This window comes from Frigoriflavimonas asaccharolytica, from assembly GCF_013294015.1.
In the GTDB taxonomy this organism is placed as follows: domain Bacteria; phylum Bacteroidota; class Bacteroidia; order Flavobacteriales; family Weeksellaceae; genus Frigoriflavimonas; species Frigoriflavimonas asaccharolytica.
The window spans coordinates 1-21,047 of sequence record NZ_JABSNO010000011.1; the positions used below are offsets into that span (position 1 = coordinate 1).

Annotated in this window: 21 protein-coding genes and 1 pseudogene; 13 read left to right on the forward strand and 9 right to left on the reverse strand. The window is 31.3% G+C overall.

Annotated elements, in window-relative coordinates; genetic code table 11:
• Window positions 1–96: 96 nt before the first annotated feature.
• From HNQ03_RS16110 to HNQ03_RS08460, 6 genes and pseudogenes are all read right to left on the reverse strand, one after another.
• Window positions 97–207, reverse strand: a pseudogene (locus tag HNQ03_RS16110) (serine acetyltransferase); the annotation flags it as partial.
• A gap of 132 nt (window positions 208–339) precedes the next feature.
• Complete coding sequence (locus HNQ03_RS08440) at window positions 340–1,506, reverse strand: glycosyltransferase (RefSeq protein WP_173779238.1); 1,167 nt, start codon at window positions 1,504–1,506, stop codon at window positions 340–342.
• A 4-nt stretch (window positions 1,507–1,510) separates the two neighbouring features.
• Complete coding sequence (locus HNQ03_RS08445) at window positions 1,511–2,074, reverse strand: acyltransferase (RefSeq protein ID WP_226927466.1); 564 nt, start codon at window positions 2,072–2,074, stop codon at window positions 1,511–1,513.
• On the reverse strand, window positions 2,071–3,237 hold the full coding sequence (locus tag HNQ03_RS08450) for a glycosyltransferase (protein ID WP_173779239.1): 1,167 nt from the start codon (window positions 3,235–3,237) through the stop codon (window positions 2,071–2,073). Before HNQ03_RS08450 ends, HNQ03_RS08445 begins: the two co-directional genes overlap by 4 nt.
• Before the next feature lie 7 nt (window positions 3,238–3,244).
• Window positions 3,245–4,081 (reverse strand): glycosyltransferase family 2 protein, encoded by an 837-nt coding sequence (locus tag HNQ03_RS08455; RefSeq protein ID WP_173779240.1) that lies wholly within the window; start codon window positions 4,079–4,081, stop codon window positions 3,245–3,247.
• A 1-nt stretch (window position 4,082) separates the two neighbouring features.
• Entirely contained in the window at window positions 4,083–4,631 is a 549-nt protein-coding gene (locus tag HNQ03_RS08460) for an acyltransferase (protein WP_173779241.1), read from the reverse strand.
• A gap of 88 nt (window positions 4,632–4,719) precedes the next feature.
• Here HNQ03_RS08460 and HNQ03_RS08465 point away from each other — a divergent pair, with 88 nt between their 5' ends.
• The 13 genes from HNQ03_RS08465 to HNQ03_RS08525 all read left to right on the forward strand — a co-directional run bounded on the left by HNQ03_RS08465 (window position 4,720) and on the right by HNQ03_RS08525 (window position 18,132).
• The gene (locus tag HNQ03_RS08465) at window positions 4,720–5,490 is read left to right on the forward strand and encodes a class I SAM-dependent methyltransferase (protein ID WP_173779242.1); all 771 of its coding nucleotides are present in this window, start codon (window positions 4,720–4,722) and stop codon (window positions 5,488–5,490) included.
• 7 nt (window positions 5,491–5,497) lie between these two features.
• Window positions 5,498–7,222 carry an HAD-IIIC family phosphatase gene (locus HNQ03_RS08470; protein ID WP_173779243.1) on the forward strand — a complete coding sequence of 575 codons (1,725 nt, stop codon included), beginning with the start codon at window positions 5,498–5,500 and terminating at the stop codon, window positions 7,220–7,222.
• Window positions 7,223–7,229: 7 nt separating this feature from the next.
• Window positions 7,230–7,472, forward strand: coding sequence for an acyl carrier protein (locus HNQ03_RS08475; protein ID WP_173779244.1), 243 nt, complete (start codon window positions 7,230–7,232; stop codon window positions 7,470–7,472).
• Window positions 7,473–8,378 carry a class I SAM-dependent methyltransferase gene (locus HNQ03_RS08480; protein ID WP_173779245.1) on the forward strand — a complete coding sequence of 302 codons (906 nt, stop codon included), beginning with the start codon at window positions 7,473–7,475 and terminating at the stop codon, window positions 8,376–8,378.
• Between the two features lie 120 nt (window positions 8,379–8,498).
• Entirely contained in the window at window positions 8,499–9,932 is a 1,434-nt protein-coding gene (locus HNQ03_RS08485) for an MBOAT family O-acyltransferase (protein ID WP_173779246.1), read from the forward strand.
• Window positions 9,933–9,934: 2 nt separating this feature from the next.
• Window positions 9,935–10,873, forward strand: a complete 939-nt coding sequence (locus HNQ03_RS08490; protein WP_173779247.1) for a hypothetical protein — start codon at window positions 9,935–9,937, stop codon at window positions 10,871–10,873.
• A gap of 37 nt (window positions 10,874–10,910) precedes the next feature.
• Window positions 10,911–12,344 carry an MBOAT family O-acyltransferase gene (locus HNQ03_RS08495; protein ID WP_173779248.1) on the forward strand — a complete coding sequence of 478 codons (1,434 nt, stop codon included), beginning with the start codon at window positions 10,911–10,913 and terminating at the stop codon, window positions 12,342–12,344.
• 3 nt (window positions 12,345–12,347) lie between these two features.
• Window positions 12,348–13,319, forward strand: a complete 972-nt coding sequence (locus tag HNQ03_RS08500) for a hypothetical protein (RefSeq protein ID WP_173779249.1) — start codon at window positions 12,348–12,350, stop codon at window positions 13,317–13,319.
• Window positions 13,320–13,433: 114 nt separating this feature from the next.
• Window positions 13,434–14,396, forward strand: a complete 963-nt coding sequence (locus HNQ03_RS08505; RefSeq protein WP_173779250.1) for a glycosyltransferase family 2 protein — start codon at window positions 13,434–13,436, stop codon at window positions 14,394–14,396.
• The gene (locus tag HNQ03_RS08510; protein WP_173779251.1) at window positions 14,383–15,723 is read left to right on the forward strand and encodes a DUF6056 family protein; all 1,341 of its coding nucleotides are present in this window, start codon (window positions 14,383–14,385) and stop codon (window positions 15,721–15,723) included. The genes HNQ03_RS08505 and HNQ03_RS08510 overlap by 14 nt, the downstream gene beginning before the upstream one ends.
• On the forward strand, window positions 15,723–16,568 hold the full coding sequence (locus tag HNQ03_RS08515; RefSeq protein WP_173779252.1) for a carbohydrate deacetylase: 846 nt from the start codon (window positions 15,723–15,725) through the stop codon (window positions 16,566–16,568). The genes HNQ03_RS08510 and HNQ03_RS08515 overlap by 1 nt, the downstream gene beginning before the upstream one ends.
• A gap of 50 nt (window positions 16,569–16,618) precedes the next feature.
• On the forward strand, window positions 16,619–17,557 hold the full coding sequence (locus tag HNQ03_RS08520) for a GNAT family N-acetyltransferase (RefSeq protein WP_173779253.1): 939 nt from the start codon (window positions 16,619–16,621) through the stop codon (window positions 17,555–17,557).
• Complete coding sequence (locus tag HNQ03_RS08525) at window positions 17,554–18,132, forward strand: GNAT family N-acetyltransferase (protein ID WP_173779254.1); 579 nt, start codon at window positions 17,554–17,556, stop codon at window positions 18,130–18,132. Before HNQ03_RS08520 ends, HNQ03_RS08525 begins: the two co-directional genes overlap by 4 nt.
• Here the strand turns inward: HNQ03_RS08525 and HNQ03_RS08530 are convergent.
• Genes HNQ03_RS08530 through HNQ03_RS08540 form a run of 3 tightly spaced genes read right to left on the reverse strand, consistent with a single transcriptional unit; the run spans window position 18,124 to window position 21,002 of the window.
• Window positions 18,124–19,065, reverse strand: a complete 942-nt coding sequence (locus HNQ03_RS08530; protein ID WP_173779255.1) for a glycosyltransferase family 2 protein — start codon at window positions 19,063–19,065, stop codon at window positions 18,124–18,126. The two genes, HNQ03_RS08525 and HNQ03_RS08530, sit on opposite strands and share 9 nt — an antisense overlap.
• Window positions 19,066–20,070, reverse strand: coding sequence for an acyltransferase family protein (locus tag HNQ03_RS08535; protein ID WP_173779256.1), 1,005 nt, complete (start codon window positions 20,068–20,070; stop codon window positions 19,066–19,068).
• Window positions 20,067–21,002: a glycosyltransferase family 2 protein gene (locus HNQ03_RS08540; RefSeq protein ID WP_173779257.1), complete on the reverse strand. Its 936-nt coding sequence runs from the start codon at window positions 21,000–21,002 to the stop codon at window positions 20,067–20,069. Before HNQ03_RS08540 ends, HNQ03_RS08535 begins: the two co-directional genes overlap by 4 nt.
• Window positions 21,003–21,047: the final 45 nt, after the last annotated feature.

Consider the following 21,047-nt stretch of genomic DNA (forward strand, 5'->3'; position numbering starts at 1 on the left):
TCCGTGATAACTTTAACTTGGAATCAAAAATTCCAGAAAATATCAATATTAAAATTTTAGAAATTGAAAATCATAGTGTTTTTAAGCGCTGACTAGATAAATAAAATGCAAATTTGGGTTGAAGCATTTTTTCCAAATTTGAAATTTAGAAAGCATCTTTCCACTTTCGCGGTAAAAATCTTTTTGAACAATCGAGTTTTCAGACATCATACAAAGTTAAATGTTTTTATATTAAATTTTCCATGCTCAAAAAATTTTTAGATTTTCCTTAATGTATCTTAAATCTTTCTTAATGGTAAAAAAAAATCATCTTAATTCTCTGAAATTTCCAATTATTTATTACAATTCATCAATAATTTTAACAATAGTTTTTACAGAATTTTCAAGGTTAAAAGGCATTTCATATTCTGATAAATTTTCAGAATATTTCTCAAAACTTTCCGGATTTTCAAGTGCTTTTTTCATTCCCAAATAAATTCCTTCTTCAGAATTTTCTACAATTAATCCCAGTTTTCCATCTTTCAACATTTCTTTTACGCCAGAAACATCAGTTGCAATGATGTTCTTTTTTAAAGTGATGGCTTCAAATAAAACCGTCGGAAAACCTTCATACCGCGAACTTAAAATATAAAAATCTGCATTTTTAAAATAAGGATAAGGATTGTCTGTAAAGCCAAAAAGCGTAGAAGTTTCGGTAACGTTCAGTTCTTTTTGCAAATTTTTGATGTTTTCAAAATCATAACCATCACCCAAAATTTCTATTTTATGCAGAAAACCTTCATCCAATAATTTTTTATGAATTTTCAGCAATCGATCAAATCCCTTTTGCGGAAAAACCGTTCCAACCGAAACGAAAATCGGAACTTCCGACTTCCGACTCCCATCTTCCAATTTCGGACTTCCAATTTCCGCTTTCCTCAAAATCTCCTCCGTATCCAAAGCATTATAAATTCTTACAATCTTATCTTTTTCCGTATCATTCTCGGCTAAAACTTCAAAATCTTGCTCAATTTTTTCAGAAATGACCATTATTTTATCAAAACCAAAAAATTTTCTGATTTCAGAATCGGTGTAATTGTGAAATTCAGTTTTCTTCAAATCATTGTGAATCCAAATCAATTTTTTCGAAGATTTCTGGGGTGAATTTAGAATTTCGTCTCGAAAGCCATGAATTGCAGCAAATTCAACATCATACTTTTTCCCTTTTAAAATAAATTGATAAAGCAAAGCCGGAAACAACTTTAAAACCTTCTGATAAATCACCCGAAAAGCTTTCAGTGGAATATCTTGCAAACGATTGGTGGTAATCATTTCGCCTTTATTCAAATACAAAATTTTGATCCAACTCGGAACTTCAGCTAAATATTTCCCAGAATATAAATTTAATAAAAGATCAATTTCATATTTGTCTTTTGGTACATTTTTTAGAAAAGTAACCAATACTTTTTCTGCTCCGCCATGACGAAGAGAACCAATTCTGATGAGGATTTTCTTTTTGTTTTCCACAGAATTATCTTACCGGTTTATAAACATGAGGCAGATTTTCTTTAATATAAGCATCTAAATTCGGGCGAATTTCCTCTAATTCTCGTGGATACATCACATTGTTTTTTAGAGCTTTATCGCCATATTCTTCGATGGTACAAATAAATTTCGCCGGTGTTCCTGCAAAAACCGAATTTGGTGGCGTAGAAGAATTCAGCACAGAACCTGCTCCCAAAATACAATTATCGCCCATTTCAACTCCAGGAAGAATCGTGCAATTATTTCCTATGAAACAGTTTTTTCCAATTTTTATTCGTCCAAAATTACGGACGTCTCGGTATTTTTCCATAGAACGAATGGTGTACATTGCACCATCATGATTGATAAATGTACAATTTGCCGTTATTTTTGTGCGGTCACCGATTTCTATTAAGTAAGGTTCAGATCCAAATTTGGGTGCTTCGATGAAAATGACCCCTTTACCAACTTTCAAACCGCGTTTTTTGCACATTTCGATGTAAGATTTATCACGAAATTCTGTGCGAATGTTATGAAGTTTCAGAAAAATTCTATAGATTAAATTCATCATTTCGTTTTTGCTAAATTAAGTAAGATTTCTTCAATTTCATTAAATATTTTTTGATTGTCGAATTCTTTTTCAATGTCTTTTAAATTCTCTTTCAAGTCCGAAATTAAGTTTTTACTGGTAAGAAATTCTTTCATTGCAGCATACATTTCTTCCGTTTTATAATCGATGAGGTAGCCCGTTTTTCTATCTTTAATCATGTTTTCTACATCTCCAACTTTGGTTGCAATAATCGGTTTTTGCAAAATTAAAGCTTCTGCAATGACCAAAGGCCAAGCTTCGGATTCGGAAGGCATAATGAAAAAATCTGCATTTTTCAGATAAGGATATGGATTCATTTTATTTCCCGCAAAAATAAAAGTTTTTTCGACGCCTAATTTTTTCTGTTGCGCCAAAAGATTCGGCAATTCTTCTCCATCTCCAATGATATAAATGGAATGTTCAAAACCTTCATTGATGAGTTGGGAATGTGCGTCCATCAATTTGTGATACCCTTTTCTGGTGTGCAATCTTCCCACGGAAACAAAAACTGGACTTTTTGGAAAATCCGTGATTCTTTCTTCTGCTTTTTTCTTAATTTCTTCAATCGGAATGGCATTGATAATCACACTTTCCTTTGGATATTGAAGATTTGGATAGACTTCGTGCATGATTTTTTCAATCTTTTCTGAACAGTAAATCATGTGATCAAACTGCGGAAAATGTTTTAAAATATCTGGAACTAACGGTTGTAATTTGGGCAAATCGATTTCCGAATGAAACCAACCGATTTTTTTAGATTTCTTGTTGGTAGAATTTAAAACCGGTTCAAAATCATTGTAAGTCATCGCGATTTCGATGTCGTATTCGTCTTTTAAATACTCTTTATCAATTATTTGCGGATTTTTTTGAAGTTTTTCTAGTTTCGTTTTTCTTTTTAAAAGTTGAAATTTTTGAAGTAAAATATTTTTAGAAAAATCTTCTTTTCCATCCGTTAAATATACTTTTCTTACATGGGCAGGAAATTCGTTTCGCAATTCGCCTTGGTTTAAATTGAGAAGAACCGTCATTTCAAATTTATCCTGATTTAAATTATTCAAAACACTTAACATCACCTTTTCTACACCACCCATTTCCATTGAACGGTGGCGAAATATTATTTTTATTTTTTTGGTAGATTGAGTCATTTATTTTTTAAAAAAGCGATTGAAATAAGATTTTTAGTTTCTTTTTAATTCGATAAGGAATGGAATTTTGGTACGTCAATAAATTGAAAATTTCTGCAGAAGAACTAAACTCGGTTGGTATTTTTTTTCCATTAATGCTTGTCAATTTTCTTCTTTGCATCGCATTCCAGATAACTTTTGCCCAATATTCGTAAGATGTTTTCTTGTGATCATTTTGCGAAATTCCACCAGAATGCGTTCGGTACAAATAATTGGTTTCATCAATGAAAATTACTTTCCCTTTCTCGTATAATTTTAAATATAAATCTTGATCTTCAGAAATTTTGAGTTCCGTATTCATTTTTTCTGTACTTGAATAAATTTCTTTACTAAAACACACGAAATGAGCAATTTGAACAGGATAATTAAAAAAATACTTATCGTTATTTTGAACTTGATTGGCAGATTTAAAGGGAGAAATTGCTTGTAGATTCTCATCACAAGACATAAATCTGGAATAGGTGAGCGCTACTTTTTTATCTTTTTTGAAAATTTCAATGCTTTTTTCAATCGCAGTCGGAAGAATCGCATCATCTGGATCTACATAACCGACAATTTCGCCATTTGCTAATTCTATAAGTTTACTTTTTGTAAATCCAACACCTTGATTTTTAGTGTTCTCAAAAAATTTGAAACGATTATCTCCTTCAATAATTTTTTTAACTAAAGTTTTTTCGTTCTCATTTGAAGCATCATCCAAAATAATGGCTTCCCAATTTTCATAGCTTTGTTTCAATAAAGAATCATAGCAATCTTTAAAATATTTAGCATTATTAAAATGAGCGATGAGAACAGAAAATTTCATTTTAATATGTTTTTATGTTCAATTCTTGTTGATTTAAAACGGTAGAATTAGCTGGAATATCTTTGTGAATTACGCAACCCGCACCAATAATGCAATTGTCTCCAATCGTAACGCCTTTTAAAACAACTACATTGCTGCCTAACCAACAATTTTTGCCGATTACAATTGGCGCGGTTGTAAATTCTGAGTGAGAAACCGATAATCCATTTTCATTCCGTACATAAGAATGATTGTGATCGTAGAGTTTTACATTTTCGCCAAACAGTGTGTTTTCGCCGATGGAAATGCTCTCTAAGCAGTTGATAGAACAATGGTTATTAAAAAAAACCTTATTTCCTATTGTTAATTTTGCTTTGTCTTGTAAAATGATGTGAATGTAATTGCGAAAAGAAACATGGTCTCCGATAGAAAATTTAGCAATGTTTTTATAGATAATAAATTGATTGTTAATACCTAATTTAAATTGATTACCAAGAAAAATAGAAGGATGTTTATTTAAAATATCTCTCTGTTTTTTTCGTTGAAATTTTTCAATTAAGGCAGTTATCATTAATGTTTTGTTGGATTGAAAATCAAAGATACGGAGATTTTTAAAAATCATTAGAATTTTACCTATTTTTGCAAAATAAAAAAACACCGTGAGCGAATTAAAAAGAGTGGCGAAAACCTTGATTGGATATATAAAACGACCAGATTTATATCCAGAGTTGGGCAGGAAAATCATTAAAAATATTTTTAATAGACAATCAGCTTTTAAGGGTAAGGAAAAAACAAATTTATGGGCTTCCAAAATCGCAATCAGCCAAGAGAATGCGATTGAAAATTTATTTAAAATGCCTTTCGAAAGTTTTAAACAAAAATTTTCTGTAGATTTTCTTGAAGCAGAAAAAGCTCAAAATAATTGTCCTATAAAAATGGGCGGCGCCGGAGCTTTGGAATTATTATATTCAGCTTGTGAGTTTACGCAGGCGAAAAGTGTTGTGGAAACAGGCGTAGCTTATGGTTGGAGTTCTTTTGCTTCTTTGCAATCTCTAGAGAAAAGAAACGGAACGTTATACAGTTCAGATATGCCTTATTTAGGACAAGATGGAGATCAATTTGTTGGTTGTATCGTACCAGAAAAATTGAGGAAAAACTGGAAACTTTTTCGCCATGCAGATCGAGAATCTTTACCAAAAATTTTGAAAGAAACCCAAAAAATAGACGTTGTCCATTACGATTCCGACAAATCTTATGAGGGCATGAAATGGGCTTATGAAACACTATATGCGCCACTGAAAATAGGTGGGGTTTTTATTTCTGATGATATTAATGACAATTCTGCATTTCAAGATTTTTGCGAGTCTAAAAATATACAACCCACAGTTGTAGATTTTGAGGGGAAATATGTGGGTATTTTTGTAAAATAGAAATACTATGCATCCAACATTTTCTGAACTTAAAAAAGTTTTAAAACAAAACACAGAAGGTTTAAAAAAAATAAGAGTTGCTCTTTTAGGAGATACGGCAACGCAATTTTTGAATGTTGCTTTAAAAGGAACTGCAATAAATTCTGGATTTGAACTCGAAATTTTTGAAGCAGATTTCGGCCAAATTTCTCGTCAAGTTTTAGATCCTACTTCGGAGTTTTATGAATTTGAAGCCGATTATGCCATCATTTTTGAATCTTCTCATAAATTATTGAGTTCGTATTATAAACAGTACGATTCTCAATTGTCATTTGCAGAAAACAAAATACACTACATCGAAGAGATGTATCAAACGATACAAAGTAGAATAAAAAGCAGGATATTATTCTGTAATTTTCCGGGAATTGACAATCAAGTTTTTGGTAATTTTTCTCATAAAGTAGAATCATCATTTGTTTTTCAACAGCAGAAAATTAATTATTTACTATCTGAATTAGCCCTAAAAAAGGAAAACCTTTTTATTGTAGATTTGGTTTCTATTCAGAATAAATGGGGAAGAAACGCTATGTTTTCGCCAAATATTTACATCAATACCGAAATGGTTTTGTCGCTAGATATTCTGCCAATTGTTGCACAAGATATGATGGGAATTATCTCTTCTTTGGAAGGGAAATTCAAAAAATGTCTGATTTTAGATTTGGACAATACAACTTGGGGTGGAATTATTGGTGATGACGGTTTAGAAAATATACAAATCGGAAGTTTGGGAATTGGGAAGGCATTTTCTGAATTTCAATATTGGGCAAAAGCATTGCAGAAACGAGGCGTAATTCTCGCGATTTGTAGCAAAAATGATGAAGACAAAGCTAAAGAACCTTTTGAAAAGCACCCAGAAATGGTCTTGAAAATGGAAGATATTGCTGTTTTTGTGGCTAATTGGGAAAATAAAGCAGATAATATTAGAAAAATTCAAAATATTTTGAATATCGGGTTAGATTCTATGGTTTTTTTAGATGACAATCCGTTTGAAAGAAATTTGGTAAGAGAAAATTTACCAGAAGTTTGCGTACCAGAATTGCCAGAAGATCCAGCAGATTATTTGGAATATATTTATGGATTAAATCTTTTTGAAACGGCAAGTTTCTCGGAAAATGATGCAGAAAGAACCAAGCAATACCAAATAGAAGCCGAAAGAAATGTAGCATTTGAGAGTTTTACCAACGTAGAAGATTTCTTGAAAAATTTGGAAATGATTTCTGATGTTGAAGCATTTAGCAATTTTTCTAAACCACGAGTTTCACAATTAACGCAACGTTCTAATCAATTCAATTTAAGAACTGTAAGATTTACGGAGCAAGAAATTGATGAGGTGATGAAATCTGAAAATCATTTTTCGCTCTCTTTTACTTTGAATGATAGATACGGCGAAAACGGACTTATTTGCGCTGTGATTTTAGAAAAAATAGACGAAAAATCATTGTTCATCAATACTTGGTTGATGAGTTGCCGTGTTTTGAAAAGAGGAATGGAAAATTTTACCTTAAATAAAATTGTAGAACTCGCTAAAAAGAATGGTTTTGAACAAATTATTGGAGAATATTTACCAACGGCAAAAAATCAAATGGTAGAGAATCATTACGAAAAACTAGGATTTACTGTTGATGAAAATAATTGGAAACTTACAGTAGAAAATTTTGAACCAACAGAAGTCTATATAACCACAAAAAACTAAAAAAATTATGACCAACGAAGAAATTTTAGCAAAACTTAGCGCAATTTTCATAGAAGAATTAGACAATGAAGAAATTTTACTTTCCGAAGAAACTACCGCAGAAGATATAGAAGAATGGGATTCTTTGTCGCATATTCATTTGGTGGTAGCTATAGAGAAAGCTTTCAGCATCCGTTTTGCGTCCGCAGAAATCCAAAGTTGGAATAATCTAGGTGAAATGATAAATTCTATTGCCGCCAAAACGAACTAGATGGAAAATTATATTGAATATATAATTGATAGCATAGAACGTAAAAACCCGAGCCATAGCAAAAAATTAAAAGAAAACCTGAAAGATTTGGGTGAAGAGTATTTTAATTTAGCCAATCCATTTTACGAAAAGTATGAGGAATATTTAAAATCTCAGCAATTAACTTTAGATTATGGCGTAGATTTTTATCTGAAAATGATAGAAGCGATGCTAGATGAGCGTTTGGCTTTTATACAAAATGGACGCTATTCCAATACTTCTTTTGAAGAGGTAGAAAAAAACGTGTATGCTACGCCAGAAGTGATGTCTTACCATATGCACGGTTTGGTTTTAGCACAATTTCTATGGTTTGATCAATACGAACGGATAAAATTTTTCATAGATAATGTTTATAAATATTTTCTTTCGGGTAAAAATTATTTAGAAATTGGAGGAGGACACGGTTTGTATATTTATAAAGCGGTAGAAATTTTGCCCATCGCTACTAAATTTGATTTGGTAGATATTAGCGAAAGTTCATTGAAAATAGCCAAAGGAATTTTAAATAATGATAAAATTAATTTTTATTTAAAAAATATTTTCGATTTCGCTAATGATGATGTCTACGATTTTATAACGATTGGGGAAGTTCTAGAACATGTAGAAAACCCTAAAGAATTGCTGATGAAAATTGGGAAACATTTGGCGAAAGATGGAGTTTGTTATATGACAACGCCTGTAAATGCGCCAATGATTGATCATATTTACCTGTTCAATAACGTGCAAGAAATTAGAAATTTAATCAATGAAGCTGGTTTTGAAATAATTGAAGAAAAAACAGTGATTTCAGAAAAAATAACACCGGAAAAAGCTGCGAAATTTAAAGTTCCTGTGATGTACGCTGCATTTATTAAAAAACAAGATTAAAAAGAGGGTAGATCAGTATTTTTATTCTTTATTAAATTACATACACTAATTAAAAAATGATGCGAAAAATGCTCTAATTCAGCTGAAATCGCTTTGCTACAAACCAAATAGAATCTATTTATGCTGCTGAATTCCTACAGTTTCATTTTGTTTTTCATCATTCTCTTTTTTGCATATTTTCTACTGTGCAAAACATCCAAAGCGCAAAATATTCTGCTGCTTATTGCCAGTTATATTTTCTATTGTACTTGGAGTTTTGAATTTATTGCGCTTATTATTTTTTCCACCGGAGTCACCTATTTTGTTGGGAATAAGATAAAAGAAGCAGCAGGAAACGCGAAACGAAATTGGATGAGATTTGGTGTTTTTTTTGTGCTTATCCAGCTTTTGTATTTTAAATATTTTAATTTTTTTATAGAAAATTTTAACGATTTATTGCACGTTTTCGGGATGCAAGATCAGTTGAATGTTTTGAAATTAATTTTACCAATTGGTATTAGTTTTTATTCTTTTAGAATGATTGGTTATTTGCTAGATATTCGAAATAATAAGTTGAAAGAAATTCCTTCATTTATAAATTATGCCGTATTTATCGCCTTTTTTCCATGTATTATTGCTGGTCCAATAGATAGAGCAGGAGCTTTCCTGAAAAATTTAGAAATAAAAAGAGCTTTTTCACAATCGCAATTTAGCGATGGTTTGAAGCAAATTCTTTGGGGATTATTTAAAAAACTGGTGGTTGCAGATAATATTGCTACGATTACAGGTCCACTTTTCGAAACCTATCATACCTTAAACGGAAGTGCATTATTTGTAGGTGCCGTTTTGTATTTCATTCAACTATATGCAGATTTTTCGGGTTATACCGATATGGCAATTGGAATATCTAAAATATTAGGCATCAAAATTCAACCCAATTTTAATTATCCATTATTTGCGCAAAACGTTGCAGATTATTGGCGAAGATGGCATATTTCTTTAACGGGTTGGCTCACGGAATATGTTTTCACACCATTATCCATCAACTTTAGAGATTATGGAAAATACGGACTAATTTCTGCAATTATCATCAATTTTCTAGCGGTAGGATTTTGGCACGGAGCAGAATGGCATTATGTGGTGCATGGTTTGGTAAGTGGAATAATGTTTATTCCTATTATTTGGCGTGGAAAAATGAGTAAAAAAATTAAATCTGAACATACCATCATTCCAAGCCTCTCAGAAATGAAGAATATTCCAATTACTTTCGTACTTTTTTCTTTGCTTACGGTGTTATTTTTTGTCACAGATATGGAAATGGCGGTTAATTATTATAAAGGAATTTTTTCTTTATCATTTTTTCAAATTCCGAATTTCCCAATTCAGAAAGAAATTGTTTTGCTAATTCTTTTGATGATGATTTTGGAATGGCTGCAAAGAGATAAGGAATTTGCCATAAAAGAGCTGTTTGCGAAGCGAAGTATTATCCTAAGATGGGGATTTTATTACGTTTTAATTTTTCTCGTATTTCTATTTTATATTGCACCAAAAGGTTTTATTTACGCACAATTTTAAATATGAAAAAATCTATTTTGCGCTTGATGCTATTTTCGGTTTTGCCACTTTTGGTAATTTGTTTTGCCGTATACATTACGGGAAAAAAAACCGACGATTTCTATAAGCGGTTCACATCGCCACAGCAAAATTCTTTAATTCTTGGTAGTTCTAGAGCAGCTGGAATGAATCCTGCAATATTGGATAGCATTACAAAAAGTAAATTCCCGAAGGTAAAATTGTACAATTATGCTTTTACATGGGCGCATTCACCGTTTGGTCCGAAATATTTGGAATCTATTGAGAAAAAAATTCAGCCGAATTCAAAGGATGGATTATTTATAGTAACCGTAGAACCCACAGCTTTGATGGTGGATAGAAGCCAAGCAGATCGTCCAGAAAATTTTGTAGAAAATGATAAATCTGTGGCAAGAACTTCTATGGTTGCCATCAATCCCAACGTAGAATATTTATGGGAAAGTTTTGAATTTTCTATCACCAAAGAATTGAATAATAAAATTATACCACCAAAAGATCCTATCGGAAAAATGGAAATTCTAGATAATGGAAAAATACAAACTACCATTATTAGGCAAGTTTCAGATAAAACCAGAGCAGAGTGGAATGATAATGCCATGAAATTATTAAAGATTAAAATGGCAGGATTGAAAACGTCTAAAATTAGATTGCAATATTTGGCCAAAACCATAGATTTTTTGAAAAAGCATGGTAAAGTTGTGGTTCTAAGAATACCAATGGCGAAAGTTCCTTATGATATTGAAAACGATACGTATCCAGATTTTGATGCCCAAATGAATAAAATTTGTTCGCAAAAAAAGGTGTCTTATAAAAATTACAACCTCTCTGAAAATAATTTTAAATATGTAGATGAGGTACATTTGGATACAAAATCAATGAATCAGTTTTGTGAAATTTTAGCGAAAGATATTATTTCAAATTAGCAAATAAGAAGTTTATTTAAAAACAAAAAAAATATAAATGTTATTTAATTCTATTTCTTTTGCAATCTTTTTGCCCATTGTATTCTTACTGTATTGGTTTGTATTTAAGAATAATAAGAAGGCGCAGAATATTTTGCTTTTAGTCTCAAGCTTTTATTTTTATGCTTGTTGGGATTGGCGTTTTTTATTTTTACTAATGTTTTCTATAGCTTTAGATTATTTTTCGGGTTTGCAAATAGAGAAAAGTAAGAACAACAAAACAGCAAAATTTTGGCTGGTTACTAGCATTGCTATAAATCTTGGTTTCCTTGGTTTTTTTAAATATTATAATTTTTTTATAGATAGTTTTGCAGATTTAATAGGAGGTTTTGGGTTTGTAATTCATCCTTGGACTTTAAAAATTATACTTCCTATTGGTATTTCATTTTATACGTTCCATGGTTTATCCTACATTATAGATGTGTACAAGAAAAAAATAAAAGCGGAGAAAAACCCAATTGATTATGCACTATTCGTAAGTTATTTTCCTTTGCTTGTAGCTGGTCCTATAGAAAGAGCCACACATCTTTTGCCTCAGGTAAAAAAAATCCGAATATTCAATTACGAACAAGCCGCAAATGGTATTCGACAAATTTTGTGGGGATTATTCAAAAAAATGGTAATTGCAGATAATTGTGCACCAATTGTAAATGAAATTTTTGCCAACCACGATCAAGAACCTGCGAGCAGATTGGTTTTAGGAGTACTATTATTTGCCTTCCAGATATATGGAGATTTTTCTGGCTATTCAGATATCGCATTAGGAACATCCAGATTGTTCGGGATGGAATTGTTGAAAAACTTTGCTTTCCCTTATTTTTCTAGAGATATTGCAGAATTTTGGCGAAGATGGCACATCTCACTGTCTTCTTGGTTTAGAGATTATGTGTATTTTCCTTTAGGTGGAAGTAGAGGTGGAATGTGGATGAAGATTCGCAATACTTTCGTCATCTTTTTAGTGAGCGGATTTTGGCATGGCGCCAACTGGACTTTTATAGTTTGGGGAGGTTTGAATGCCTTATTTTTTCTACCACTTTTAATCAGAGATAAAAATAGAGATAACTTAGAAGTTGTAGCAATGGGAAGATTGTTACCAAATTTCCGAGATTTCTTTAATATTGTACTCACATTTGCACTTGTTTGCTTCGCGTGGATTTTCTTTCGGGCAGAAAGTATGACGGTTGCTTTGCAATACATTGGCGATATTTTTAGCAGCAGTATTTTGCAATTTCCAAAGCCAATTCCTAAAAAAGAAATTGCGCTTATTTTGGTGATGCTTTGTATAGAATGGAGCAATAGAGCGCAAAACCATGGTTTAGAAATTGAAAGGTGGAATCCTTGGGTAAGAAGATTTCTGTATGCCTTTATCATGGTTTTAATTTTAGTTTTTGCGAATTTTGGCAACAATGAATTTATATATTTTCAATTTTAAGACATGAAAAAATTCGTATTTAAACTCGTTGCATGGATCAGCTTATTTCTGATTTTAGGATTGTGTCTTTTATTTTCAAATAAATATAAATTTTACGGAAATGGGACAATTCGCCAGAAAGTAGACTTTTACAAAAAAAATGGCGAAAAATACAATGCTATTATTATGGGAAGCAGCAGAATGTACCGCCATTTAGATCCTGTAGTTTTAGATTCTGCAACACATCATCAAATAAAAGCATACAACATGGCTACTGGTGGAAGTTTTTATACAGAAAGCAGATATATTCTCAGACAACTAGAACTGAATAAAAATATAAAGTATGTATTTTTTGAAATTCAAGGTGTTTTACCCTTAGAAAGAAATGCATTATCTACAAAAGCTTTGTATTATCATGATCTTCCCTCTACCATTTTTGAAAGCAAATATTATTCAGAGACTAAAGATTGGGCGGGAGTTTACACTGCAGTGGAACATTACTTCATCAATATTTTTTATTTAAAAAAATTAGATCAAACAGATTATTTTATTGATCAAGGTTCTGCCGATTATAGAGATGGCTATTATCCTTTGGAAAAAGAATACAACAGATCTACCAGCGTGAAAACACAAAGAGATACTTACGTAAAAGATACCATGCAATTGTATTCACAAAGAAATTTTGTATTGCAACCCAAAAAAATGAATACTGCTTGGGAAAACGACATTCAATTATTGATAAAAGAATGCGACAAGAGAGGTGTAAAATTAGTGCTTGTTTCGCAACTTTTTACGGAACCTTATGATATGTCTTTCCTTAAAAAAAATTCTAAAACAAAAGTATTGGATTTTACAGCTAGAAAGAAATTCAAAGATTTTTATACCAGCAAAAATGCGCAAGACAATGGACATTTAAACCAACTTGGTGCTAGAAAATTTAGTAAAATATTTGCAGATAGTGTAAATATATATTTGAATGAGATAAGAAAACAATAAAAAATATTTGCAAATCATGCATCAAGTATTTTTCAGTATTTTTGCAGTCATAAAAAGCAAACCGTCAAGCAAATTAAAACCAAGCATCGGTAGATATTTTTAATGAATTTAACTATGAAAAAAATTTACTTTATCATTTCCTGTTATAATGAGCAAGATAATTTGCTCATCCTTACGGAACGTTTAAAGGAAGAATTGCATTCTATTTTATTCGAAAGTTTTGAGCTTGTATTTGTAAACGATGGATCCAAAGATAAAACTTTAGCACTGCTGCAAGAGCTTCAAAGAGAGGAAGATAGAATTGTAATCATCAACCAAAGCAAAAATTTTGGACATGAAATTGCAATGACGGCAGGATTAAATTACGTAGCAGAACAAAATATAGAAGCAGACCACGAGTTTGCGGTTATTTTTATGGATGCAGATATGCAACATCCACCAGAAATTGCAATAGAAATGGTGCAACTATGGCAAAATAAGCACAAATTAATTCTTACCCAAAGAACAGATAATGAAGACAAAGGTTTGCGCTATCGCTTTTTAGGAAACACCTATTATTGGATTTTAAACACCCTTTCTGATGTGAAAATCCCGAGAAATATGCCAGATTTTCGCTTGCTAGATAAAAAATATGTTCTGTGGATCAATAGTTTGAACGAAACGGATAGAATGTTCCGCGGAATGTTGTCTTTGGTAGGTTTGCAAAATGCGCACATCATTCCATTTGTAGCGCCAAAAAGAAATGCTGGTAAAAGCAATTATAATTTTTTCAATTTATATAAATTAGCCATAGATAGTGTGATACAATTTTCTATAAAACCCTTAAGAATAGCCACTTTTTTTGGAATTCTAGGTTGTATATTTTCTATCTTTTTCCTGGCATTTTCTATTTACAGCAGCTACATCAATCACGAGCCAAAAACTGGGTTTTTAACGCTATTATCCGTTATGATTTTCTTTTGTTCGCTCATTATTTTCTTTTTAGGAATTATTGGAGAATATATCGGCAGAATACATATCGAGGTAAAAAATAGACCCTTATATTTTAATGAAGTTTTGAAGAATGAAAAAGAGTAATATTCCCTATTTTGTCTTAATTTTCGTCAATATTGCAATTGCTCTAAGTTGCTATTTTTATCCTGTTTTTAGAGACGAATTTTATTATTTGAACAAAGTAAATTATCCAAATGCAATACAAGAGTATATAATCTCGTATTACTTTGGAAATGCCCGAATCGGTCAGTTTTTCTCTAATTTGGTTTCAAGAAATATTTTTTTAGAAGTTCTTTTTGGCGTTTTGTTGTTCAATGCATTTATAACAGCATTATTTTTAAATATCTATCGCAAATTACCAGATTTTAGAGATGTAGAAATGGTGAAAAAATTTCTTTGGATAGCAGGATTTTTTATTTTGTTTATCAATTATTTTGGAGAAATGTTTTATTACACTCCTTTTAGTACCAATTACACTTTTACACATGTTTTTTATTTGCTGTATGTTTATCTTTTAAGTGAGTATTTTCTGCACGGGAATAAAGCTTTGCTGAAAAAAACATCCTATTTTGTACTACCTATTTTTGGAGTATTTATAGGAATGAGCAATGAACATGTGCCGCCAATTTTGGTAGGAATTTCCTTCCTTTTTGCTCTAATATATTATCTAAAAAATAAGAAATTGCCGGATTTCAGATTATTGATTACTCCTTTATTTATCATAGTTGGGTACGCACTATTGTTTTTCGCACCTTCAAATAAAATAAAGCAAGAGCTTGTAGGAAAATCTGTTTTGGACATCGGATTTAGCGATTATATAGCAAATTGGGTAAAGATTCTAAAGACTTATTTTTATTACAATCAAGAATTACTAGGATTGGTATTTTTTGTAATTGTAGCTATTGTTGTTTGGAATTCAAAATTTAAAAAAGTAATCTACGAAAGAGAGAAAATCTTATTCTGGATATTACTTTTTGTGCTCCCATTGTGCATTGTGGCGGTTTCTCCACTTATCGGTACAAGATTACTTTTCTTTTCAAACAGTATTTTGTTGATTGTTGTGTACCAAATTATATTAAAACTAGGAAATGAGAAGTTCAAAAATACAGCGCATGTTTTTTTATGCGGTTTCCTTATCGTATTTTCTACCATCAGTATTTTATTTACCTTTAAAGCCAATCAGAATTATGATTTAATCGTGACGGAAATTTTGCAAAAGCGAAATCAATCCAAAGACATCGTATTGGATAATCAATTATATTATTTCCAATCAAGTTTTGGAAATTATTTGAATAGGAAAATTTTTCTAGAATCTGGTGAAGATTACATTGATAAAGACCCAGCAAAAGATACTACGGAAGAGAATAATCTGAAATTGTTTTACAATCTTCACTCTATAAAAGAAAAATAATGGTAAAAAAACTCATTATCAATGCCGACGATCTTGGATTTTCTTTGGGAGTGAATCATGCCATTCTTAAAGCAAATACGGAAGGTTTTCTATCGCACGCAAGTTTGATGGCGAATACAGAATATTTTGAAGATGCCGTGAAAAATGTAATTCCAAATGCTAAAAATCTTCAGATTGGTGTTCATGTCAATTTAACCTGCGCAAAAGCATTATTTCCCAGTGCTATGCTATCAGAAAAAGGAATTCTTAATAATACTTTTATAAGCTTACTTTTTAAAAATAAAAGCAAAAAAGTACTGGAATCTATAGAAAAAGAGATTGAATTACAGATTTTAAAAATTAAAAATAGCGGAATAGAAATTTCGCATATTGATGGGCACGAACACGTTCATGTAATTCCGTCCATCAATAAAATCGTAAAAAAATTAGCCAAAAAACACGGGATCCCGAGAATTAGAGAAATCAACGAAGGTCTTTTTGAAAGTTGGAAATTTAATGGAGAAACTGCTTCAATAAGCAATGTAATTAAACTTCTATTATTAAAATTTCTTTCTTTTTTTAACGATAATTCTGGTAAAATTGGGTTTTATTCAATGTTAAATACTTGTGAAATAAATAGCGAAAACTTGTTCAGTTTTTTAAAGAAAAGCAAGGCGTATGAAACCGTAGAAGTGATGTTGCACCCTGCTTTAAGCGATTTAGATTCACCAGAATATTACCAAAATTTAGACCCACGTTTCGTTGCGTTTTTTGAAAATCCTCATCGTAAATCTGAATTCGATTTATGCTTTAATACTCAATTTAAAGAATATGAAATTGCCATTAACAGGTCTTCGAATAAATAATAGGAAAATTTGGGCGATACCATAAGACAAATAATAAATAATAGTTACTTATGAAATTACAAAATAAGTTTTCCGATTCTCATTCTTGGAAGGATATGGCATTGAAAACTTATCCGCTGAAAAGCAAAGAAATTTCTTTCGGAAAAGACACAATCATACTTTCCGGAACCAAAGAAATGCTCGTCAATTCGCCCTATATTACCGATGGTGGAACTTTAGACGAAACCATTACTTTAACCAAAAAAGATTTGAACGGAATTACCACTCCAATTCTTTTAAAATACCGGTCGCCAATAAATATATCAGATGATATTTCTAATGTTTTGATAAAAGATTATTTCACTTTTACTTTAGATTTGAGTGCTGGAAAAGAAGAAGTTTGGAATAATTCTGTAAAAGCAAAAGCACGTACTCATGTGCGAAAAGCTCAAAAATCTGGATATACTGTAAAATTTGGAACTTTAGATTTGTTAGATGATTTCTACACGGTGATTTCTACAGCTTGGCGAGATTTAGGAACGCCAACTCATGGTAAGGAATTTTATAAAAACATCGTGGTAGAATTAGGTAAAAGTAAAGATTTTTTCGCCGAATTTATCGTAATGTATATCGATGGAAAACCAGCTGGTGCGGCTTGCCTTGTGCAAGATTCACATTCTATTTATCACCCTTACGCTGCAACTTTAAGAGATTACAATCATCTATCGCTCAATAGTGGTATGTACTGGGAAATTATTTGTCACGCAATTGAAAAAAAGATCACTACTTTTGATTTAGGACGCAGTAAAAAGCAACAGGGCACCGTCTCTTTCAAAAAATCTTGGGGAGCAGTACAAGTTCAATTGTATTATTATTATTTAAATAAGTCTTCGCATCAAAACGAGGAAGAAAATAAAATGGTTCAATTTTTAATTCAAATTTGGAAAAAATTACCACTGAAAATTGCTAATTTTCTTGGACCAAAAATCATTTATAAGGTGTTGAAATGATACAAGAAATTACAGAAATAGACCTCAAACAAGTTGCCGAAATTCACAAGAAGTTTTTGCCGAGTATCATCGCGTATTATTCTGTAGAATTTATCGAAAAGTTTTATAAAAATCATTTACTTGCCAAAAAGGGAACCCGTATATTTTTAGGTAAATTTGAAGAAGGGAAATTATTAGGATTTGTTTTTGGAACCCATGAGTTAGACCTTTTATTTGATGATTTTTTGAAAAATAATAAAGGTTTTTTCATCAAAGAAACTATGGTCGCCTTGGTAAAACATCCTGTATATTTCATTCATTTATTAGGGAAAATTTTTCATCAAAAAATAGAAAACCAATGTCAAAGTCAGTTGGTTTATATCGTTGTCGATCAAAATTTTAATGGAAAAGGAATAGGAAAAATTCTTTTAGAAGCTTTTGAAAAAGAAGCTAAAAAAACGGTTGATTATTACGAATTAGAAGTGGAGAAAAACAATCCTGCTTTTGGTTTTTACAAAAAAAGTAATTTCATAACTGTTTCTGAAATCAATGGAATTTTAGAGAAAAAATACCTGCTTGGAAAAAATTTAAAATAAACTTTTTCGCCAATTGATATTATACAAACCAGAACGAATACTTCGAAAATCTGTAATTAAATATTTGAAAATCTTTCCCCATTTTTTTATAAAAGAGGAATTCGCTATATCAAAACTGCGCTGCATTCTTTGGATGTGAAGCAACTCTTCTTTTGGGAAATTCGGCTCGTTTTCTGCCCAATTTTTCACTTCTGTCCACAGCAATACTTTAGAAATAGAAGCTTTCACCTTTCCGCTATCTACTTGCGTAATTCTGTTGTCTTCATGTACGCCACGATTGGCTACAGCTTCCTCTAAAACCCCAGGATAAAGATCTAAATAATAGGAAAGTCTGAACAAAAATTCTGTGTCTTGATGAAGCCTTAAATGCATTTTCATCATCGGAGAAAGTTTTTTATCTAAAGCAGATTTTCTGATGGTTAACGCAATAATACTAAACAAGCCAAAACTTCCAAGCATTCCCAATTGCCCTCGGAAAACTTCTTTTGGTGCGTGTTTTTTGTAAACGGTGGTCAATCGATCTGCAAAAAGCGAATAGAATTGTTGTTTTGCTTTTTCCGTATAATAATAAACGCCAATTGCGCCATAAACGCCTTCTACTTCTGGATTTTTGAAGAGTTCCTTCTCTGCGTCAAATCGATTGGGAAGGTAATAATCATCTGCATCCAGAAAAGCGATAAAATCTCCGGTTGCTTTTTCTAAACCTAAATTTCTACTTGCTCCAGCTCCGTGATTTCCTTTGTCGGCATGTTGAAATAATTTTACGCGATTATTTTTTTCTACTAATTTTTCACAAACTTGCAATGCATTATCAGGAGATTTATCTTCTACTAAAATAATTTCGAAAACTTCTTCAAATTGCAGGCAAGATTCTACAGCTTGTGCAATGTATTTTTCGGCGTTGTAAACTGGGATGATTACGGAGATTTTCATTTAAACTTTCAATTTAATTTTTAAAAAATCAGTTACTTTTTTTTCTACTACATAATAGAAAAAAGCAGCTAATGCGATCACAAATGCCAATTTTAAAACTAAAAAAGGAATGCTTAAATATCCATCTGCATGAAATCTACGGAATACAATTTCTACGAAAGGATGCGATAAATACAAAGAGTAAGAAATGTCGCCAAGAAATACCAGAAATTTATTTCCTTCTTTTTGAAAAGTGAAATCTAATAGTAAAAATGCCAATACCAAACTCGTGATAATACCTAATATGATGAAGGGGTTTTCTATCATCAATATTTTAAAAAAGAACAAACAGAAAGAAGTAATCCCGAAAATGATGAGTATAATAGACCATTTTTTCGCCACTTTCACCTTTTCTAAAAAGTGAGCAAGCAAAATACCTGCTACAAAATATAGATTGAGATTGCTGCAGATCATTTCTAAAAAAGCATTTTTTGAAGAGATAAATAAGCCCAATACATAAGTGCATAAGAAGAAAAGCACAAGGAAATAATATCTTTTGTTTTTAAAAAATAGAGAAATTCCAAACATTAAATAGAAAAACATCTCATAATTGAGCGACCAACCTAGATATAAAACCGGAAATGTGTCTTTCTGTGGTAAAAATAAAACGGAATGCAAAAGGCGATAACCTAAATCTCCCGAAAAATATAAAAGGAAATTTCCATCCAAAATCATCCAGCAAATAGTAAGGAAATAGTATAAAGGAATAATTCTAATTGCTCTTTTTTTATAAAAATCTACGATTGTTTTTTTTAAATTTTTACCTGCTTGAAAATTTAGTTTTTTGGTAGTGAAAGTCATGATGAAACCACTGATTACAAAAAAAATAGGAACACCAATACTTCCTCTGCTAAATAAAATATCGCCAAGTTTTAAGTGCTCAAAATTAATTTCCTCTCGAAAATGAAAGCAGCAAACCAATAATGCAGAGATACCTCGAAGTATTTGTAAGTTGTTCAGCCTCATCTTTTTAAATATGTAAATCGATATTTAGTTTTCAAAATAGAGGGGTTTTTCAAAAATACGTTCAGTAAATGAATACCTTTTTTTAATCCATTTTCGGTGGCAAGTTGAAAAGCATTTTTATTTAAATAGAAAATATTTTGTTCTTCTTTTGGCAAATTTAAATTTGTAGACCAAGCAAAAAGTGAGTTCCAAAGTAAGAATTGCCTTTCATTATATTTTGCAGAATACAGTTTTATTTTCGTAATCCGATTATCATCATGAACGCCACGAATGGCAATTGCTTTGTCGATAATTCCACTTTTTAAATGGACATAATAAGATAATTTTGTAATAAAATCAGAATCTTGATGAACGCGCAAATGATCATTGAATTTCAACTTGTTTTTTGCTAAAGATTCTCGACGGATTGTTAAAGCATTCAAATGAAAAAAAGTTCCGATTTCTGGGTCTAAACCAATTAATCCACGAAAAATCTCTTTTCCTTCGCAAGCTTTTTTCAAAGTAGTTAATGCTACATTTTTAAATTTTTCTTGGAATTCTTTCTTTCCTTTTTCCGAAAGAAATTCTGTGCCGATTGCGCCAAAAACTCCTTCTATTGTTGAATTTTGAAAGAGTTTTTTTTCCGCTTCAAAACGGTTGGGAAGATAATAATCGTCCGCATCTAGAAAGGCAATGAAATCTTGCGTAGCTTTTTCTAAACCTAAATTTCTACTTGCTCCAGCTCCATGATTTCCTTGGTCTGGATGTTGAAAAAGTTTTATTTTTGAATTTTCCCCAGCTAATTTTTTGCAAATTTCTAAAGAATTATCGGTGGATTTGTCTTCAACCAAAATAATTTCCTGCACTTCTTCCAATTGCAATGCAGATGCTACCGCTTTTTCTAAAAAAGCAGAAGCATTGTAAACTGGTATAATCACGGAAATGTTTACCATTATTTTTTATTCAATCCTTCAAGGATTTTAAATCCTTGAAGGATT

Coding starts and splice junctions, on each gene's coding strand:
- HNQ03_RS08470 (WP_173779243.1), top strand. CDS start 5,498: ATGCATCCAACATTTTCTGAACTTAAAAAAGTTTTAAAACAAAACACA.
- HNQ03_RS08540 (WP_173779257.1), bottom strand. CDS start 21,002: ATGGTAAACATTTCCGTGATTATACCAGTTTACAATGCTTCTGCTTTT.
- HNQ03_RS08485 (WP_173779246.1), top strand. CDS start 8,499: ATGCTGCTGAATTCCTACAGTTTCATTTTGTTTTTCATCATTCTCTTT.
- HNQ03_RS08490 (WP_173779247.1), top strand. CDS start 9,935: ATGAAAAAATCTATTTTGCGCTTGATGCTATTTTCGGTTTTGCCACTT.
- HNQ03_RS08455 (WP_173779240.1), bottom strand. CDS start 4,081: ATGAAATTTTCTGTTCTCATCGCTCATTTTAATAATGCTAAATATTTT.
- HNQ03_RS08495 (WP_173779248.1), top strand. CDS start 10,911: ATGTTATTTAATTCTATTTCTTTTGCAATCTTTTTGCCCATTGTATTC.
- HNQ03_RS08510 (WP_173779251.1), top strand. CDS start 14,383: ATGAAAAAGAGTAATATTCCCTATTTTGTCTTAATTTTCGTCAATATT.
- HNQ03_RS08480 (WP_173779245.1), top strand. CDS start 7,473: ATGGAAAATTATATTGAATATATAATTGATAGCATAGAACGTAAAAAC.
- HNQ03_RS08475 (WP_173779244.1), top strand. CDS start 7,230: ATGACCAACGAAGAAATTTTAGCAAAACTTAGCGCAATTTTCATAGAA.
- HNQ03_RS08535 (WP_173779256.1), bottom strand. CDS start 20,070: ATGAGGCTGAACAACTTACAAATACTTCGAGGTATCTCTGCATTATTG.
- HNQ03_RS08445 (WP_226927466.1), bottom strand. CDS start 2,074: ATGATGAATTTAATCTATAGAATTTTTCTGAAACTTCATAACATTCGC.
- HNQ03_RS08515 (WP_173779252.1), top strand. CDS start 15,723: ATGGTAAAAAAACTCATTATCAATGCCGACGATCTTGGATTTTCTTTG.
- HNQ03_RS08505 (WP_173779250.1), top strand. CDS start 13,434: ATGAAAAAAATTTACTTTATCATTTCCTGTTATAATGAGCAAGATAAT.
- HNQ03_RS08520 (WP_173779253.1), top strand. CDS start 16,619: ATGAAATTACAAAATAAGTTTTCCGATTCTCATTCTTGGAAGGATATG.
- HNQ03_RS08525 (WP_173779254.1), top strand. CDS start 17,554: ATGATACAAGAAATTACAGAAATAGACCTCAAACAAGTTGCCGAAATT.
- HNQ03_RS08450 (WP_173779239.1), bottom strand. CDS start 3,237: ATGACTCAATCTACCAAAAAAATAAAAATAATATTTCGCCACCGTTCA.
- HNQ03_RS08460 (WP_173779241.1), bottom strand. CDS start 4,631: ATGATAACTGCCTTAATTGAAAAATTTCAACGAAAAAAACAGAGAGAT.
- HNQ03_RS08500 (WP_173779249.1), top strand. CDS start 12,348: ATGAAAAAATTCGTATTTAAACTCGTTGCATGGATCAGCTTATTTCTG.
- HNQ03_RS08530 (WP_173779255.1), bottom strand. CDS start 19,065: ATGAAAATCTCCGTAATCATCCCAGTTTACAACGCCGAAAAATACATT.